We start from the raw sequence: 17,411 nt of genomic DNA, 5'->3' as shown, positions 1-17,411 counted from the left end.
AGAAGGAAGCCCATGGCAACGACCACACCGACCGGTGTGCGGGCCCACGCCAAGCACGGGGGAGGCTCCCCCGACGGCGGGGCGATGTCCCACCGGCAGATCATGGAGGCGCTCTCCGGGCTGCTGCTCGGCATGTTCGCCGCCATCCTGTCCTCGACGATCGTCTCCAACGCCCTTCCCGAGATCATCCAGGACCTCGGCGGCGGCCAGAGCGCCTACACCTGGGTCGTCACCGCGGCCCTGCTGTCCATGACGGCGTCCACCCCGCTGTGGGGCAAGCTCGCCGACCTGGTCAGCAAGAAGGCGCTGGTACAGATAGCGCTGGTCATCTACATCGCCGGCTCGGTCGTGGCCGGTCTCTCCCAGAACTCGGGCATGCTGATCGGCGCCCGCGTCATCCAGGGCCTCGGCGCGGGCGGTCTCACCGCGCTGGCGCAGATCATCATGGCCGCGATGATCTCCCCGCGTGAGCGCGGCCGCTACTCCGGCTACCTCGGCGCGACGTTCGCGGTCGCGACGGTCGGCGGCCCGCTGGTCGGCGGCGTCATCACCGACACGGACTGGCTCGGCTGGCGCTGGTGCCTGTACGTGGGCGTGCCCTTCGCGCTGATCGCGCTCTTCGTGCTGCAGAAGACGCTGCACCTGCCGGAGAGCCGGCGGAAGGTGAAGGTCGACTGGGCCGGCGCCTTCTTCATCACCGCCGCGGTCAGCCTGCTGCTGGTCTGGGTGACGTTCGCCGACGACAAGTACGCGTGGCTGTCCTGGCAGACGTACTCGATGGTCGGCGGCGCGCTCGCGCTGGCGCTGGTCTTCCTGTTCGTCGAGACCAAGGCCGCCGAGCCGATCATCCCGCTGCGCCTGTTCCGCAACCGCACCATCGCGCTGGCCTCGGTCGCCTCGCTGTTCGTCGGTATCGCGATGTTCGCGGGCACGGTGTTCTTCAGCCAGTACTTCCAGCTCGCCCGTGACAAGTCCCCGACCATGTCGGGCGTCATGACGATCCCGATGATCGCCGGCCTGTTCGTGTCCTCGACCGTCTCCGGCCAGATCATCACCAAGACCGGCAAGTGGAAGGCCTGGCTGGTCAGCGGCGGTGTGCTGCTGACGGCGGGCCTGGGCCTGCTCGGCACCATGCGCTACGACACCGACTACTGGAAGATCGCCCTGTTCATGGCGGTCCTCGGCCTCGGCGTCGGCATGATGATGCAGAACCTGGTCCTGTCCACCCAGAACCAGGTCGCCCCGCACGAGCTCGGCGCCGCCAGCTCGGTCGTCACCTTCTTCCGCTCCCTGGGCGGCGCGGTGGGCGTCTCCGCGCTCGGCTCCGTGATGACCACCCGGATCAGCCACTACGCCGCGGACACCATCGGTCAGCTCAGCCCGCAGGAGCAGGCCGCCGCCGCCAAGGCCGCGGGCTCCGGGCAGATCCCCGACATGGACCTGCTGCCCGCCCCGATCCGCAGCTGGCTGGAGGGCGCGTACGGCCACGGCATCGCCGACGTCTTCCTCTACGTCGCCCCGATCGCGTTCCTCGCCTTCGTCGTCACCCTCTTCATCAAGGAGGTCCCCCTGCGCACGACGGGCGCCCTCGCCCAGGCAGCGGCCTCGGTCGAGGAGACCCCGGCTGCCCCGGCTTCGGCCCCGGCCGCCGACGGCGGCGAGACCGTCTCCCAGGAGCCGCTCGCGACCGGCACCCCCGTCCACGGCGTGGTCCGGGACGCGGAGTCCACCCCCGTCCCGAACGCCACCGTCACCCTCATCTCCCTCGACGGCCGCCAGCAGGGCCGCGCCGTCGCCCACCCGGACGGCTCCTACACCGTCGACGCCCCCGGCCCGGGTTCGTACGTCCTCATCGCCGCGGCCGACGGCTTCCAGCCCCAGGCCTCCACGGTCGTCGTCGACGCCCCCGTGGCGTACGACATCCTCCTCAGCGGCACCAGCGGCCTGACCGGCGCGGTCCGCGCCGCCGAGGACGGGCGGCCGGTCGAGGACGCCATGGTCGTCGTCACCGACGTACGAGGCGAACTGCTGGCCACCGCGGCCACCGGCGAGCAGGGCGACTTCTCCTTCGGCGAGCTGGTGCCCGGCACGGTCACCGTCGCGGTCAACGCCGCCGGGTTCCGGCCGCGCGCCCTGCCCGTCGAGGTGGGCGGCACCGGGGTGACCCGGATCGAGGTCGAGCTGGAGGCGGGTGCCCAGGTCACCGGCGTCGTACGGGCCCCGCACGGGCCACTGGCCGACGCACGGGTGACGCTGCTCGACGCGGCGGGCAACGTGGCCGGCACGGCGACGACCGGCGCGGACGGGGCGTACGGCTTCACCGATCTGGACGGCGGCGAGTACACGGTCATCGCGACCGGTTACCCGCCCGTGGCGACGTCCCTGCGGGTCGCCGGCCCAGGCGTCGACGGCCACGACATCGAACTCGCCCACCCCGGCGAGTAGTTCCGACCCCGGCCCGTGGCGGGGCGCGCGCTCCGAGCGGAGGTGCGCGTCCCGCCGCGGGCCGGTTCTTCTTCCAAGACTGAGGAGTACGTGAGATGGGGCTGACCGCGAAGGTCCGGACCCGCGACGGATGGGCCGTGTCGCACGCGGTCGTCACCGTCACCGACATGAGCGGCACGCAGGTGCTGCGGGCGGAGGCGGACGACGAGGGGGCCGTACGGGACACGACCGTCCTGGCGCCCGGCGCGTACACGGTGATCGTGACCGCCGTCGGCTACGCGCCCGCCGCCTCCAGCGCGCTCGTCACCGCGAGCGGCCGTGCCGAGGTCGGCACCGTGACGCTGGCCCGGCAGGGCGGGGCCGAGCTGCCGCCGCCCGGGCCGTGGACCGTGGACCCGGCGCACTCGACGGTCGGCGCGGTCGCCCGCCACCTGGGCATCTCCTCGGTGCGCGGCCGCTTCACCGACTTCACCGCCTCGATCGAGGTCGCCCCCGACGACATCACCAAGTCCCGCGTTGAGGCGGTCATCCGGGCCGCGTCCATCGACACCGGCAACGGCATGCGCGACACCCACCTGCGCTCGGCCGACTTCCTGGACGTCGAGAACCACCCGGAGATCACCTACCGCTCGACCGGCCTCACCCCGGCCGGCCCCGACCGCTGGACCGTGCACGGGGAGCTGTCCCTGCACGGTGTCGTACGACCGGTCGACCTCGACCTCGCCTGTCTCGGCACCGGCGCCGACCCCTGGGGCGGCACCCGCGCCGCGTTCCGCGCCACGGCCGAACTGCACCGGGACGACTTCGCCCTGCGCTACAACCAGATCCTCCAGGCGGGCATCGCCGCCGTCGGCACGACCCTGAAGGTGGAGCTGGACATCCAGGCGGTCCAGGGCGAGACGCTGCCGGCCGCCTGAGGCCTCAGGGGCCAAGATCGGCTCGACGACGTACTGCTGGTACCTCCACTTCACCAACTGACGTACGGCTCAGCCGCGCTCGGCCATGGCCTCGATGCCCGCGACCAGCAGGTCCAGGGCGAAGTCGAAGTCACGGTCGAGCATCTCGGCGACGGTGTCGCCGCCGCGGGCCTCCATCAGATCCCGGGCCTCCTCGATGACCTCGCCGGTGCCCGGGGCCTCGGTGACGGCGCTCATGGCGTGGGCGTAGTACTGGTCCGGGGTCATCCCGGCGTCGGCGACCCGGGACAGGAAGTGGCCCTCGATCGTGCCGTAGCCGTACACGAACTGGAAGACGGCCGAGATCGCGCCGGTCACCCCGCGCGCCGGCAGGCCCGCCCTGCGGATCACGCGCTGGATCGTGCGGGAGAAGGCGAGGGCGTTCGGGCCGATGTTCAGATACCGGCCTGCGAGCGGGGACACCCACGGGTGACGCACCAGCAGCGCGCGGTAATCCGTGGCCAGCGCGCGCAGTTGCGCCCGCCAGTCCTCGCCGCTGTCCGGGTCGGGCAGGCGCAGCTCGCCGTAGACGTGGTCGAGGGCGAGTTCGAGCAGGTCGTCCTTGGTGTCGACGTACCAGTAGACCGACATCGCGGTCACGTTCAGCTCGCCGGCCAGCCGCCGCATGGAGAACTTCGCCAGCCCCTCGGCGTCCAGCAGCCGCACGGACACCTCGGTGATCCGCTCCCGGTCCAGCCCTGAGGGCTGCCCCCCGCCGCTTCCTTGCTTCCCGCGCCGGGCGGCCTTCCCCTCCAGCCACACACTGGCAGCCTTCACCATCGGCGCACCTAACTCCTCGACTTCGGCTCACTGTATGCCCCCAGGGGCGCGGGGCTGTGCCCGATATGCGGCTCTACCGCGTAGGGCGCGAAGAACCACGGACCAGCGGGCTAGTGGGCGACAACCATCCCGGAGTCTGCCCTCTCCGCCCGTCGCAGCAACGCCGCCGCGACAACTCCCCCGAGCAGCACAGCCACCGCCCCCACCAGCAGACTGCTGGACACCCCGTCGGAGAACGCCCTGGTCGAAGAGGGCGCGGCACCCCCTGCCACGAGAACCGCCCCCAGCACAGCCACCCCGAGCCCGTTCCCGAACTCGGCCAGCGTCCCGTTGACGCCCGCCCCCACACCCGCCCTCTCCGGAGGAATCGCGCTCATGATCGCGTGCGCCATCGCCGGATTGGCCACCGCGCAGCCCACCCCGATGAGCAGCAGCCCGGCCAGCGTCCCGGCATAGCCGCCGGGCGCGACGGCGATCGACACCAGCCCGCCCGCCATCAGCGTCATGCCGAGCAGGATGGACACCGGCGTGCCCAGGCTCGTCGTCCACTTCGCCGACAGCCCCGAGAAGTTGAGCACCACCACGGCCAGCGCCAGCGGAGCGGTCCGCAGGCCCGCCTCCAGAGGGCCGTATCCGAGGACGAACTGGAGGTGCTGGGTGAGCAGGAACAGCGCCCCGCCCATCCCGAAGGTGATCAGCACCGCCCCGGCGACCGCGCCGGTGAACCTGCGGTCGCGGAAGAAGCGCAGGTCGAGCATCGGGTACGGGATACGGCTCTCCCAGTACGCGAACGCCCCGAGGACCAGGACCGCGACACCCGCGGCGGCAAGGACCCGGCCGGACGTCCAGCCGTGCGCCGGGCCGGAGATGATCGCGAAGACCAGCGCGGCCATGCCGATCGTGGAGAGCAGAGCGCCCAGCAGGTCCGGGCGCTCGCCCAGCGGGTTCTTCGACTCCGGGACCAGCGCCACCACGGCGGCCAGGCCCAGGGCCGCGACCGGCAGGTTGACCAGGAAGATCGCTCCCCACCAGAAGTGGTCCAGCATGAACCCGCCGATGAGCGGGCCGCAGGCGAAGCCGAGCGCGTTGACCGCGCTCCAGATGCCGATCGCCCTGGGGTGCTCCTCGGGGGCGAAGATCTGCATCGCCACCGCGAGGGTCGTGGTCAGCAGCAGTGCCCCGCCGACGCCCATGCCGGCCCGCGCCGCGATCAACTGCCCCGCGCTGTCGGCCAGTCCGGCGACCAGCGAACCCGCCCCGAACAGGGCGAGTCCGGCGATCAGCATCTTCTTACGGCCGTAGCGGTCGGCGGCGCTGCCTGCCGTGAGCAGCAGACCGGACTGCACGAGCGAGTACGCGTTGATCATCCACTGGATGTCGGCGGTGGCCGCGTCCAGCTCCGCGGTGAGGGACGGGATCGCCACGTTCAGGACGGTGTTGTCCAGCAGCACGGTGAGCTGGGCGAGGCAGATCACGCCGAGGATGAGCCAGCGCTGCGGGTGGCCCTGAGGGTGGGGGGAGGTGGACATGGTTGTACACCGTAAGGGAGTCCCTTTACGGTGTACAACCGGGTTTCGGTCAGCTGTCGGCCGCCTCCTGCGTGAGGTCGTAGAACGTCGCCGAACCGACCGTGACCTCCTTGAAGTTGGCCTGCACCCACTCGGAGATCTCGGACGACGTGCCGGCACCAGCGCCGCCCCCGCCCATGCCGCCGCCCATGCCGCCTCCGGCGATGAAGTAGTGGATCTTTCCTTCCTCGACGTACCTCTTGAACTCGGACAGCGTCGGGGACGGGTCCGTGCCGTTGAAGCCGCCGATCGCCATCACGGGCTCACCGGTGGCGAGCTGGTAGCTCGCGGCATTCTGGGCGCCGATGGCCGCGGCCGCCCAGGTGTAGCTGCCGGCGTCGGTCACCAGGAGCTTCTTGGCCTCCGCGCCGACGTTCGCGCCGTTGAGGAGACCGCCCACGCCGCCGGGGCCGCCGGCTTCGCCTCGGGTCCCGCCGGGGGCGGTCGGCTGAGTCCGGCCGTTCTGGCCACCCTGTCCGCCAGGAGTGTTCTGGCCGTTCTGGCCGGGGAAGCCTCCGCCGAAGCCGCCGGTCGGGGGCTGGCCCGCCTGGCCGCCCTGGTTGCCCTGCCCGCCCTGGCCGTTCTGCTGGTTCTGGCCCGGGAATCCCCCGTCACCCCCGGCACCGCCCGGCATCCCGCCGCCGCCGGGGCCTCCCCGGCCGCCCGCGACCGCCGGACCGGCCGTGACGATGGAGCCGCTGTGCCCCTCCCCGAGCGTGGTCAGCGTGTACGCCATCGGACCCGCGAGGGCGGCGACGAGCCCGAGGCCCACCACACCCCGGGCGAACGGCCGGCCGAGCCGGGTGACGAAGACCAGGCCCAGCGCGGCGACCAGCCCGCCGACCAGGACCAGCCACTTCAGCCAGGGCAGGTAGTCGGAGGAGCGGTTCAGCAGGACGTACCCCCAGGCCGCGGTCGCCGTCATCGCTCCGGCCAGCGTCAACGAGGCCCAGGCCCGGCCGCGTTCCTCCCACAGGACGGTCGCGCCCATGCCGATCAGCGGCGCGATGTACGGAGCGAGGGCGACGGTGTAGTACTCGTGGAAGATGCCCTGCATGTAGCTGAAGATCAGCGCGGTGATCAGCAGCGAGCCGCCCCAGAGGAGGAACGCGGCCCGGGCGGTGTCCGTGCGCGCGGCCTTCCTGGTCAGCCACAGCGCGGCCACCAGCAGGATCAGCGCGGCCGGGATCAGCCAGGAGATCTGCCCGCCGATGCTGGAGCTGAACATACGGTCCCAGCCGGTCTCGCCCCAGCCGCCGCCCTGGCCGCCGCCACCGCCGCCGCCCACGCTGCCGGTCTCGTCGCCGTTGATCCGGCCTAGGCCGTTGTAGCCGAAGGTCAGCTCCAGGAAGCTGTCGTTCTGCGAGCCGCCGATGTACGGCCGTGAGGAGGCCGGCCACAGCTCGACGACCGCCACCCACCAGCCGCCGGCCACGACCATCGCGAGCCCGGCCAGCAGCACCTGGCCGACCCGCCTCCTCACCGTCGTAGGCGCGCATACGACGTACACGGCGGCCAGCACCGGCAGGATCAGGAACGCCTGGAGGGTCTTGACCAGGAAGGCGAGTCCGATCGCCGCACCCGCCCAGAGCAGCCACTTCGTCCGCGCCTTCTCCAGCGCGCGCAGCGTGCAGTACACGGCGGTCGCCATCAGCAGGGCGAGGGCCGCGTCCGGGTTGTTGAAGCGGAACATCAGCGCGGCGACCGGGGTGCACGCGAAGACCGCCACGGTCAGCAGCCCGGCGGTCGCGGTGAAGCGGCGGCGGACGGCGGCGTAGAGCACGGCCGCCGTGGCGACGGCCATCAGCACCTGCGGGAACAGGATCGCGAAGGAGTTCAGGCCGAACACCCGCACCGACAGGGCCATCGGCCACAGCGAGGCCGGGGGTTTGTCGACGGTGATGGCGTTCGCCGCGTCCAGCGAGCCGAAGAACATCGCCTTCCAGGACTGGCTGCCCGCCTGGACGGCCGCCGAGTAGAAGGAGTTGGCGTACCCGGAGGCCGTCAGGTTCCAGGTGTAGAGCGCGCCGATGAGCAGGAGCGCGCCGAGGAGGGCCGGGCGCACCCAGCGGGCGTCCTCGGGGCGGCCGCGCCACAGACGTCGTAGGAAGGGCGGCCGGTCGGCCGAGGCCGGCGGGGCCCATGCGGGGGCGTGGGCCAGTTGGGCGGTCATCGGGAGTCCCCCTGGTGGTGGTAGGTGTCGGTGGGGCGGTCGGGGAAGACCCACGCCCGGAAGAGCAGGAAGCGCAGCACCGTCGCCGCGAGGTTGGCGGCGATCAGGACGGCCAGTTCGGTGGAGTGCGCGGGGTCGGTGGTCGCCGTGTTCAGGGCGGCGAGGGAGCCGCTGGTCAGGGCGAGGCCGATGCCGAACACGACCAGGCCCTGCGCCTGGTGCCGTACGGCACCGCCCCGGCCGCGCACGCCGAAGGTGAGGCGCCGGTTGGCGGCCGTGTTGGCGACCGCGGACACCAGCAGCGCGAGCGCGTTGGCGGCCTGGGAGCCGGTGAGGGAGCGGAAGCCGGTGTAGAGGAGGAGGTAGAAGAGGGTCGAGAGGCCGCCGACCGCGCAGAAGCCGACGAGCTGGCGGGCCAGGCCCTTGGGCACGTCCTTGATCTCACGGTCGCGCGGGTCGTCGCCGAAGGGCCGGGTGAGCCGGTCCAGCGGCAGCGAACCGGTGGCCAGCGCCTTGCCGACCCGCCAGACGCCCTTGAGGTCGTCGGTCGCCGTCCTGACGATGTGGACCGTGGAGTCGGGGTCGTCGACCCAGTCGACGGGAACCTCGTGGATCCTGAGCCCCGCGCGCTCGGCGAGGACCAGCATCTCCGTGTCGAAGAACCAGCCCGTGTCCTCCACCAGCGGCAGCAGCACCCGGGCCACGTCCCGGCGGATCGCCTTGAACCCGCACTGGGCGTCGGAGAAGCGGGCCTGGAGCGAGCCGCGCAGGATCAGGTTGTACGAGCGGCTGATGAACTCCCGCTTGGCCCCGCGCACCACCCTGCTGCTGCGGCTGAGCCGGGAGCCGATCGCCAGGTCGGAGTGGCCGGAGATCAGCGGCGCCACCAGCGGCAGCAGGGCGTTGAGGTCGGTGGACAGGTCCACGTCCATGTAGGCCAGGACCGGCGCCTCGGACGCCGACCAGACGGCCCGCAGCGCCCGGCCGCGCCCCTTCTGCTCCAGGCGCACCGAGCGCACCTCGGGCAGCTGCGCCGCGAGCCACTGCGCCACCTGCGGGGTGGCGTCCGTGGAGGCGTTGTCCGCGACCGTGATGCGGAACGGGTAGGGGAAGGTGCGGGCCAGGTGCTCGTGCAGCCGCTGCACGCACGGCTGGAGGTCCTTCTCCTCGTTGTAAACGGGGATCACTACGTCCAGGACCGGCGTACCGGCTGCCACGGCCGGGAGGTGCTCCCGCGCCGGCAGGGTGCCGGGAGAAGAGTCGGTTCGCATGACGACGACAGTCGTCAAGTCGCCTGTTCTGCTGGTGTGGTGGGGCTGTGCCGCACCTGTGAGTCCAGGGCCGTCGCCGGACCGGCAGCCCTCGCCGGGGCCGGGGCCTGGGCCGTCACCGCGACCGGGGCCGTCACCGGGACGGGCACCGGCAGGTGCACGGTGAACACGGTCCGCCCGGGCACGCTATCCACCGTCACGGCACCGCCGTGCGCGGTCACGACGGCCTGGACGATGGCGAGGCCGAGCCCGGTCGAACCGGAGGCCCGCGAGCGCGAGGAGTCGCCGCGCGCGAACCGCTCGAAGACGTGCGGGAGCAGCTCGGGCGCGATCCCCGGCCCGTCGTCCTGGACGTCCACGCACAGCCATGGCCCGGCGCGCCGCACCCGCGCGGTGACCGTCGTACCGGGCGGGGTGTGGGTGCGTGCGTTGGCCAGCAGGTTGACCAGCACCTGGTGCAGTCGGGCCGCGTCCGCGTCGACCGGGGCGGGCTCGTCGGGCAGCTCCAGGCGCCAGTTGTGGTCGCGGCCTGCGGCCCGCGCGTCGCTGACGGTGTCGACGACCAGCGGGACGAGGTCGGTCTCCTCGAACCGCAGCGGCCGGCCCGCGTCCAGCCGGGCGAGCAGCAGCAGGTCCTCCACGAGCAGGGTCATCCGGCTCGCCTCGGACTCGATCCGGCCCAGCGCGTGCCGGGTGTCAGGGCCGACCTGTTCCTGGCCGCGCCGGGTCAGTTCGGCGTAGCCGCGGATGGAGGCCAGCGGGGTCCTCAGCTCGTGGCTTGCGTCGGCGACGAACTGCCGTACCCGCGTCTCGCTCTCCTGGCGGGCGTGCAGGGCGCCGTGCACATGGTCGAGCATCCGGTTCAGCGCGGCCCCGACCCGGCCGACCTCGGTGTGCGGGTCGCACTCCGACTCGGGCACCCGCTCGTCGAGGTTCACCTCGCCACTGTGCAGGGGGAGTTCGGAGACCCGGGTGGCGGTCGCGGCGACCCGGCGCAGAGGGCGGGTGGCGACACCGACGATGACGGTGCCGGCCAGCGAGGCGGCGATCAGCGCGGCGGCGGTGACACTGACCTCGACGAGGATGAGGGTGTTGACGGTGCCGGTGACGCCGCTGGTCGGCAGGGCCACGTAGTAGCTGCGGGAGCCGTCGAAGCCGGTGTCGAACTGCACGCGGTACTGGCCCAGGCCCGGCAGGTCCACGGTGTGCTTGCGCCCGTCCTGGGACACCGAGTCGAGCGCTTCCGTCTGCGCCGCGGTGAGGTCCTCGGGGTCGCCGTACGGGTCGTCGGTCTCCATGCCGACCTTGGCGTCGATGATCGTGCCGCCCCGCACCTCGGCGAGGACCGTGCCCTTGGGCTGCGGACCCCGGGTGACGAAGTCGTCGAGGTCGGTCGCGGCGCGCCCCGCGCCCCCGGGCTTCCCGTCGGGCGGCCCGACGACCGCGCGCATCACGGACTCGTCCAGCTGCTTGTCGAGCTGCTGGTACAGATGGGACCGCAGGGCGATCGCGGTGACCGTGCCGATCACCGCACACACCACCGCGATCAGCACCACGGACGCGACGACGAGCCGCGTCCGCAGCGTGCGCGGCTGTCCCGCCCCGAACCGCCGCGCACGCGTCCGCCGTCGCCCGGTCACGCGACGGCGGGCTTGATCAGATAGCCGGCGCCGCGCCGGGTGTGGATCATCGGCTCCCGTCCGGCGTCGATCTTCCGGCGCAGATAGGAGATGTACAGCTCGACGACATTGGCCTGCCCGCCGAAGTCGTACGACCACACCCGGTCCAGGATCTGCGCCTTGCTGAGCACGCGTCGCGGGTTGCGCATCAGAAACCGCAGCAGCTCGAACTCGGTGGCCGTCAGGTGGATGCTGTCGCCCCCGCGGGTGACCTCGTGGCTGTCCTCGTCGAGGGTGAGGTCACCGACGACCAGCACGGACTCCGAACGGCGGTCGGCCGCACCGGCGCGCCGGATGAGCCCGCGCAGCCGGGCGACGACCTCCTCCAGGGAGAACGGCTTGGTGACGTAGTCGTCGCCACCGGCGGTGAGCCCGGCGATACGGTCCTCCACCGCGTCCTTGGCCGTCAGGAACAGCACCGGCACGTCCGGCAGCTCCCGGCGCAGCCGGCCGAGGACGGCCAGTCCGTCCATGTCGGGCAGCATCATGTCCAGGACGACGGCGTCCGGCCGGAACTCCCGCGCGCTGCGCACGGCACCCTGGCCGTCTCCCGCGCTCCGGATCTGCCATCCCTCGTAGCGCAGGGCCATGGACAGCAGCTCGGTGATCGACTGCTCGTCGTCCACCACCAGCACGCGGACGGGGCTCCCGTCCGGCCTCAGCAGTTCGGTGCGCCCCTGGGGCGAGGTCGTGGTCATACGCCCCAGAGTGTCGGCGGCCTCTGAGAGCACCCTTTCTGGAATCTGTGAATTCGCTGAGAAGCGCACAGGTACGTCTCAGGAACCGCCTGGGAAAGCCGGCCGCGCCCGCTCGAAGGAGTGGCTGTGCTCGACCTTGGCGATGTGGATCGTGTACCGCTCGAACCAGTTCTCCCTCCCTCTCTCCTTGGCCGCCCGGTGCTCGGCGTCCGCCCGCCACCGCTCGATCCCGGCCAGGTCCTCGAAGTAGGCCACGCTGATCGAGAGCCCACCCGGCGCACCGGCCGAGTCCTCCCCGAGGAACCCCGGTACGTCCCGCACCAGCTCCCCCAGCCGCGTGGCGGTCTCGGCGTATCCGTCCTCGTCCCGGTCGGTCCGTACGGAGGTGAAGACGACGGCGTAGTACGGAGGTTGATGTGCGCCCACCGGCGCTGTCGCGTTCTCGGTCATGCCCGCCACGATGCCCGGCGACCTGCCCTTGATCCACGCCTCTTACGGAAAGGGATCCATAGGGGATCCAAGTCTTTACCTCGGCCCCCTCGTGGACGGCACAGGCGCACCGGCCTACCGCAGCGGCCCCCGCTCGTCGACGAGAAAGGTGGGCTCACCCAGGAACACGTCGTCCGCGAACGCGCCGTAGCCGATGTTGAACGTGTCCAGCCAGTACGACCAGTCCTGCATGCCCGCCGCGCTGCTGAACCGGTAGTTGAGCTGCCAGCGCACCCACTGCCCCGGTATCAGCCGCACCGCCGGAGGCCGCCGGCGCCGGGGCGGCAGCCCGAACAGCGGCTGCACCCTGGGCAGGACGGCCAGCCGTCCGTCGGTCTCCCGCAGCCGGACATCGACCCGCTTGCGCTCCACCCGGTCCTCGAAGGGCGCGAAGTCGTCCCGCTCCAGCATCCCCACCGTGTGCGCGAGGGGCGGTACCCCGGCGGGCAGCAGGAACCCGACGGGCGCCGCGTTCCGCCGGGCCGCGGCCTCACCTCCGCGCGACCGCTTGGTCCACCGGGTCTGCACCCATTGCACGACGACGTCATGCTCCACCCTGAATCCCCCGTTTCCACGACTCCCTAGAACAACCCGTCCTGTCGATGCACCTCGCCCTTGAACTCCCGCAGGGGCAGGGCGAACAAGTGCCCGGCGGTCGCCGGACCCAACTCCCACCCGGTCATCAACCGGCTGTCGAGCACGACCACCCCGCGCGAGGTCGCCAGATGCAGATCGGGCCCGGCGGCGGCCACCAGCTCACCGCTCACGCCGCCCCCCGCGACCAGCTCGCTCACCTCCCCGAAGGCGGCCGGCGCCGCGTGCAGCCCGAACGCCTCCAGATGATCGACCGCGGCGAACGCCTCACGCTCCAGCGACTCCGGCCAGCCGCTCAGCGCCAGCGCCCGGCCGTGCAGGTCTTCGATCTCGGCGGCCCGCTCCGCCTCGGAGGCCGGCAGGGAGGCCCGTACGGCACGCTTCTCGGCGTACGGAATCCGGTCCGGCACCCCCAGCGCCGCCCGCAGCAACTCCTCCGTGCGCCGCGCGGCCATCAGCGGTCCCCGCCCGAGCCAGCTGAAGCACACGGCCCCCTGCTCCAGCAGCCGCGCCGAACCCCGCTCCAGCGCGGTGATGCCGACCTTCAGCAGGCCGGGCCCGAACCAGGCCACGTACACGTGGTACGTCCTCGGGTCGTCCGCGATCGTGTCCGCGGCGACGGAGTGCGCCCGGTCCAGCCGCGCGCACTCCTCGCACCGCGCGCCGGTACTGCGCCCCGACACCACCGCTCCCACCGGACACGGATGCCCCCTGGCTCCCACACACGTCCGCACACCCCCTTCCACGACCTCGAAAGCGACCCGCTTCCCCCAGCTCAGCGCACTTGCCCGGCCCCCATCCCACACGAGCACAGGCCCGTCCGCCGACCACCGCAGCCCCGAGCACTTCCACGCCTGTCCCATCACTCATGAGAGTAGAACCCACCACTGACAACGCCCTCGGACCGCCGAGGCCCGCTAGGGTCACGCACACGGAAAGGCCCGAAGCCGCAACCTCGCATTGCGACTTCGGGCCTCTCCGGTCCGCCTCCGGCGCCTTCCGCGCCTCACGGCAGCACGTACACAGGCGTCCCGTCCTCCGCGCATCCCCGCTGCCGCATGCACCCCCGCTTCAGCAGCATCCGCACGCAGTCCACCACCCGCTCGACCGTCAGCCCGGTCCGCTCCGCCACGTCCTCCACCCGGCACCGCGCCTCCCCTCGCACGAGCGCCGGCGCGAGGTACGCCGCGACCGCGTGCACGTCCTCCGTGACGACGAGGTTCTTCGCCCGCCAGGCGGCGAGCAACTGCTGAGGGGTGGCGGTGGACACCTCCCTCGCACCGCCCTCCCGCGGCCCGTCGAACCGATCGGCGAGCCGGTCGAGGCTGTGGGCGATGTGGTGGAGGGCGTCGGCGATGGAGCTCTGGATGCGGGTCTGCTCCGCCTGCGCGGCGGCGAACATCTCGTCCGCCCGGATGTTCCGCTCCTCCAGCCGCACGATCGCCTCGGCGACCTCCTCCGGCATGACATACGCAGTCCCACCCCCGGCGGCGGGCTGCACCGGGGCCGGTTCGAGGGTGTACGAGCCGTCGCGCTGGAGGGTGGCGATGACCTCGGAGACCCATAGCTTGAAGGGTTTGCACTCGGGTTTGGTGCAGCCGTTCACCAGCTGGACGAGCCCCCTGAGGTCCACCATCCACATCGACCGTTGAAGCCTCTGACCTGCGATTTGCCGCAAGGCGTCTACTGTATAGACGCCTCGTGCAATCTCACCGAGGGTCTTCTGCAGACTGCGGTCGACATGCAGCCGCAGGGCTTGGCGCGTGTTCGCGTACCCGAGATTGCGCGCCAGGTCCGCCGCCGGGAACCAGTACTCCCCCCTCCGGCGTCGTGAGCCTCCGCACCCGTGCCCCGGTCGCCCCGAACACGAAGTCGTCGACATCGATCGCGTCCCGCCGCTGCACCGCCGATCCGTTCGGCGGCATCTCGTTCTGCTCATACATCGAGCATCACCTCCACCCCGGAAGCTAGGGACGCAGGCGGCCCAACTGCCTGCCACAGAAAGCACGTTCACCCGATAGATGACAGACGTATCGATTCACCACCTCCGAGCGAGCCCCCAGCCAGGCCCTCCCCCCGACACCCAAGTACTCGGAAGAACATGAGTACTTGCACCCTGGCCGCTCACCCCCGCAGCCCCGAGGCTGGAGCCATGGAACGACGACGACCGAAAGCCCTCCACCAGCTGCTGGCCACCCTCGGGGTGACGGCGGTGGCCGCAGGTGCGTGGGCGGGCTGGCTGGGGTGGGACCAGCACCGCGACGTGCATCCGGACGGCTCGACGACGGGCCCCTACGAGGCCTGGCAGGTGATCGGCCTGGTGCTGAGCCTGCTGCCCCCGCTGTACTGGGCGGCCTCGCGCCGCCACTACGTGGCCGCCGTGCTCGGCATCTCCCTCGGCCTGGCCGTCTCCGCCTTCGTCGACTGGTCGGACGACGCCAGCGGCCTCTTCCTGGTCGGCGTCACCATGGTCCTGATCGGCAGCCTCGCCACGACGGCCGCACTGACCGGCGTGATCGGCGCCGTACTCACCGCCACAAGAAGGAACGGCCCTCCGTCCACCGCCTCCGGCTGACAACCGACTTGGGCGCCAACAGCAGAAGGCCCCGGTGATCACCGGGGCCTTTTGATTCATGTGCATTCGGCAGGATTCGAACCTGCAACCTTCTGATCCGTAGACGGATCGGTCGCTGTTGGTCATCCGGTTGCGCTATGGCCCTGTGAGGACGCTACCGGGTGCACATGGGTGCAGTGGTTGCTGTGCGCCGCTGCTGTACACACTGGAGCCGAGTCAGATCCGGTCGATCTCCCAGGCGATCACACCTGTAGATCCTTTGACACCCTCGACATCAATGCGCACCGGCAGCTTGTGCGCGGTTATCCGCTGCTGGACCACTGACTGGTCGCACGGCACCTCGACCTTCGAGCCGGTGTCCGCCGGTGTAAACGTCACGTGCGCGCTGCCTCTGCCCACGCACACCAAGTTGAGCTTGTATGTCTTGCCCTGGCTCAGGGTGGGCTCTGTGTGGATACCGTCGGTCACGCGCTCGGCACCAGCCTCAAGCAGCTTCCCGACCTGAACAGCGGCGAGGGCGGCCTGGGCCTGATCGGTGAGCTTCTTCTCCTGCGCCCTGGCTGCATCCTGAGACTCGCTCACAGAGGGCGGTGACGACTGGGGATCGGTGGCCTCGCCGTCACCGCTGTCGGAAGTGCACGAGGTCAGCAGCAGGGCCGACGCTGCCACAGCACCGGCGAACCAGGCCCGCGGGCTCACGTTGATCATGCGGAGGTTTCCCAGTACTTCCAGCCGGTTTCGGACGTGGGAAAGGTCGCTTTTCCATGACCGATCTCGACGGTGTTGCAGCTATGTCCGCCGCTGGAACGCCACTTCTTCCAGGTCGTCACGTAGCCCGACGCACCGTATTGCAGATGGCCATACTTGTTTCTGCCGATGTCGTGCGTGTAAGTGTGTCCGGTGCCACTCTTGGTCACCGACACGCTCATGGTGCCGCCCGGGCCGTCCTTGTAGCTGGTGCCGTTCCACCAGGACGGGATGTGGGTCGCCTTCTTTGACGTGATGGTGTACCACGTCTCCGGGCTGTCACACACCAGCGGTACAACGTCGGTGAGCGGCTGCTCTTCGGCGTCTTCCCAACCCTGTCTGTCGTTGATGTCCGTCGTTTGATCGGCTGCCGTACTCTCGGACGGCACTTCCTCCGCGGCGGCAGTGTGTGCAGTCGTGAGGCCCAGAAGCAGTGCTGTGGCAGCGCTGGTCAATGCGCGCCGTGAGCTGATGCCCATGTGACACCTTTGTTTTGTCAATCGCCCCCGTGGCGATCGAGCACTTGGACACTATGCACAGGACATGTCCGCGACGATCGAAAGGTCATGGTTCTGAGGAAAACGTGAGGCTTCAATGTGCCCCCTGGTGTTTTCGGTGGGTATTGGGCAGCTTTGGAACCAGGCCGGCGAAGCGACTTCGGCCGCCTGCGCGGGGCGGACAAGGAGCGGCCGGAGGAGAAACGGTCGTGCTGCGCCGTGGGCCGCTGCTGTGAGCGTCGCCCGTCGGCTCGCACCGTCCAGTACGTCCACGCCGTCCTGCGGTCCGCGCTACGGCAGGCGATGCGCGAGGAACTGATCGCCCGGAACGCCGCTCGGAACATGGAGACCCCCACCGTCGACTCCAAGGAGGTGCACCCGCTGGACGCCGGAGATGTCCGCCTGCTCCTCAAGACCGCCCGATCTTCACCACGGTGTCCGCCGGGTGACCGACCCCCGCAGCCTGAACCGCATGCGCACGCTCCTCCGCCGGGACGCGAACCTCCGGCACACCTGCGCCTCACTCCTGCTCGCTCAGGGGGTCGAACGCTCGCACGATCATGGAGACACTCGGGCACAGCACGCTCACCATGACGCTCGACACCTACGCGCACGTCATGGCGCCGAGGAATGAGCCCCGTTTCCAACCGCGTTGATGTCACCCGCTGATGTCAAAGGCCCCCTGGGATGATCCCGGGGGGCCTTTGACCTGTGTGCACTCGGCAGGATTCGAACCTGCAACCTTCTGATCCGTAGTCAGATGCTCTATCCGTTAAGCTACGAGTGCTTGTCTTTTGTTTTTCGCCCCCGCTCCCGGCCCTTTCGGCCCGCTCGCGGCGACAGGAAGAACATTACATGACTGCCGCCGACATGTGAAATCCATTAGGCACACCCGGCCTGACCTGCGGAAACGCCAAAGTGGCGGTGTGACGGGTGCAA

At 70.8% G+C, this 17,411-nt stretch carries 15 protein-coding genes and 1 tRNA gene; 3 read left to right on the top strand and 13 right to left on the bottom strand.

What is annotated here, in order from left to right; translation table 11 throughout:
* Window positions 1–12: 12 nt before the first annotated feature.
* Together RKD23_RS19625 and RKD23_RS19620 are read left to right on the top strand one after the other, a co-directional pair.
* Window positions 13–2,445, top strand: coding sequence for an MFS transporter (locus tag RKD23_RS19625; RefSeq protein WP_424854845.1), 2,433 nt, complete (start codon window positions 13–15; stop codon window positions 2,443–2,445).
* A gap of 95 nt (window positions 2,446–2,540) precedes the next feature.
* Window positions 2,541–3,362 (top strand): YceI family protein, encoded by an 822-nt coding sequence (locus RKD23_RS19620; protein ID WP_424854844.1) that lies wholly within the window; start codon window positions 2,541–2,543, stop codon window positions 3,360–3,362.
* Between the two features lie 69 nt (window positions 3,363–3,431).
* Here the strand turns inward: RKD23_RS19620 and RKD23_RS19615 are convergent, their stop codons facing one another.
* The 10 genes from RKD23_RS19615 to RKD23_RS19570 all read right to left on the bottom strand — a co-directional run bounded on the left by RKD23_RS19615 (window position 3,432) and on the right by RKD23_RS19570 (window position 14,535).
* Complete coding sequence (locus RKD23_RS19615) at window positions 3,432–4,181, bottom strand: TetR/AcrR family transcriptional regulator (protein WP_424854843.1); 750 nt, start codon at window positions 4,179–4,181, stop codon at window positions 3,432–3,434.
* 110 nt (window positions 4,182–4,291) lie between these two features.
* Window positions 4,292–5,710 carry an MFS transporter gene (locus RKD23_RS19610; RefSeq protein ID WP_424854842.1) on the bottom strand — a complete coding sequence of 473 codons (1,419 nt, stop codon included), beginning with the start codon at window positions 5,708–5,710 and terminating at the stop codon, window positions 4,292–4,294.
* Between the two features lie 49 nt (window positions 5,711–5,759).
* Entirely contained in the window at window positions 5,760–7,922 is a 2,163-nt protein-coding gene (locus tag RKD23_RS19605; protein WP_424854841.1) for an ArnT family glycosyltransferase, read from the bottom strand.
* Window positions 7,919–9,193 carry a glycosyltransferase gene (locus tag RKD23_RS19600; RefSeq protein WP_424854840.1) on the bottom strand — a complete coding sequence of 425 codons (1,275 nt, stop codon included), beginning with the start codon at window positions 9,191–9,193 and terminating at the stop codon, window positions 7,919–7,921. Before RKD23_RS19600 ends, RKD23_RS19605 begins: the two co-directional genes overlap by 4 nt.
* Before the next feature lie 14 nt (window positions 9,194–9,207).
* The gene (locus RKD23_RS19595) at window positions 9,208–10,833 is read right to left on the bottom strand and encodes a HAMP domain-containing sensor histidine kinase (protein ID WP_424854839.1); all 1,626 of its coding nucleotides are present in this window, start codon (window positions 10,831–10,833) and stop codon (window positions 9,208–9,210) included.
* The gene (locus tag RKD23_RS19590; RefSeq protein WP_424854838.1) at window positions 10,830–11,570 is read right to left on the bottom strand and encodes a response regulator transcription factor; all 741 of its coding nucleotides are present in this window, start codon (window positions 11,568–11,570) and stop codon (window positions 10,830–10,832) included. Before RKD23_RS19590 ends, RKD23_RS19595 begins: the two co-directional genes overlap by 4 nt.
* Before the next feature lie 78 nt (window positions 11,571–11,648).
* Window positions 11,649–12,020 (bottom strand): antibiotic biosynthesis monooxygenase family protein, encoded by a 372-nt coding sequence (locus RKD23_RS19585; RefSeq protein ID WP_424854837.1) that lies wholly within the window; start codon window positions 12,018–12,020, stop codon window positions 11,649–11,651.
* Window positions 12,021–12,134: 114 nt separating this feature from the next.
* Window positions 12,135–12,614: a hypothetical protein gene (locus tag RKD23_RS19580; RefSeq protein WP_424854836.1), complete on the bottom strand. Its 480-nt coding sequence runs from the start codon at window positions 12,612–12,614 to the stop codon at window positions 12,135–12,137.
* A gap of 26 nt (window positions 12,615–12,640) precedes the next feature.
* The gene (locus tag RKD23_RS19575) at window positions 12,641–13,516 is read right to left on the bottom strand and encodes a DUF2797 domain-containing protein (protein WP_424854835.1); all 876 of its coding nucleotides are present in this window, start codon (window positions 13,514–13,516) and stop codon (window positions 12,641–12,643) included.
* A gap of 143 nt (window positions 13,517–13,659) precedes the next feature.
* A complete protein-coding gene (locus RKD23_RS19570; protein ID WP_424854834.1) occupies window positions 13,660–14,535 on the bottom strand; it encodes a BRO-N domain-containing protein in 876 nt (291 codons plus the stop codon).
* Between the two features lie 270 nt (window positions 14,536–14,805).
* On the opposite strand from RKD23_RS19570, the gene RKD23_RS19565 reads away from it, so the two are divergent.
* Window positions 14,806–15,228 carry a hypothetical protein gene (locus RKD23_RS19565; RefSeq protein ID WP_424854833.1) on the top strand — a complete coding sequence of 141 codons (423 nt, stop codon included), beginning with the start codon at window positions 14,806–14,808 and terminating at the stop codon, window positions 15,226–15,228.
* 216 nt (window positions 15,229–15,444) lie between these two features.
* Here the strand turns inward: RKD23_RS19565 and RKD23_RS19560 are convergent, their stop codons facing one another.
* From RKD23_RS19560 to RKD23_RS19550, 3 genes are all read right to left on the bottom strand, one after another.
* Window positions 15,445–15,936, bottom strand: a complete 492-nt coding sequence (locus RKD23_RS19560) for a hypothetical protein (protein WP_424854832.1) — start codon at window positions 15,934–15,936, stop codon at window positions 15,445–15,447.
* Window positions 15,933–16,454 (bottom strand): hypothetical protein, encoded by a 522-nt coding sequence (locus tag RKD23_RS19555; RefSeq protein WP_424854831.1) that lies wholly within the window; start codon window positions 16,452–16,454, stop codon window positions 15,933–15,935. The genes RKD23_RS19560 and RKD23_RS19555 overlap by 4 nt, the downstream gene beginning before the upstream one ends.
* Window positions 16,455–17,186: 732 nt before the next feature.
* A tRNA-Arg gene (locus RKD23_RS19550) sits at window positions 17,187–17,259 on the bottom strand.
* Window positions 17,260–17,411 lie beyond the last annotated feature (152 nt).

This window comes from Streptomyces sp. SAI-170 (assembly GCF_049739565.1).
GTDB lineage: Bacteria > Actinomycetota > Actinomycetes > Streptomycetales > Streptomycetaceae > Streptomyces.
This window is presented reverse-complemented; position numbering and strand designations above follow the sequence as displayed.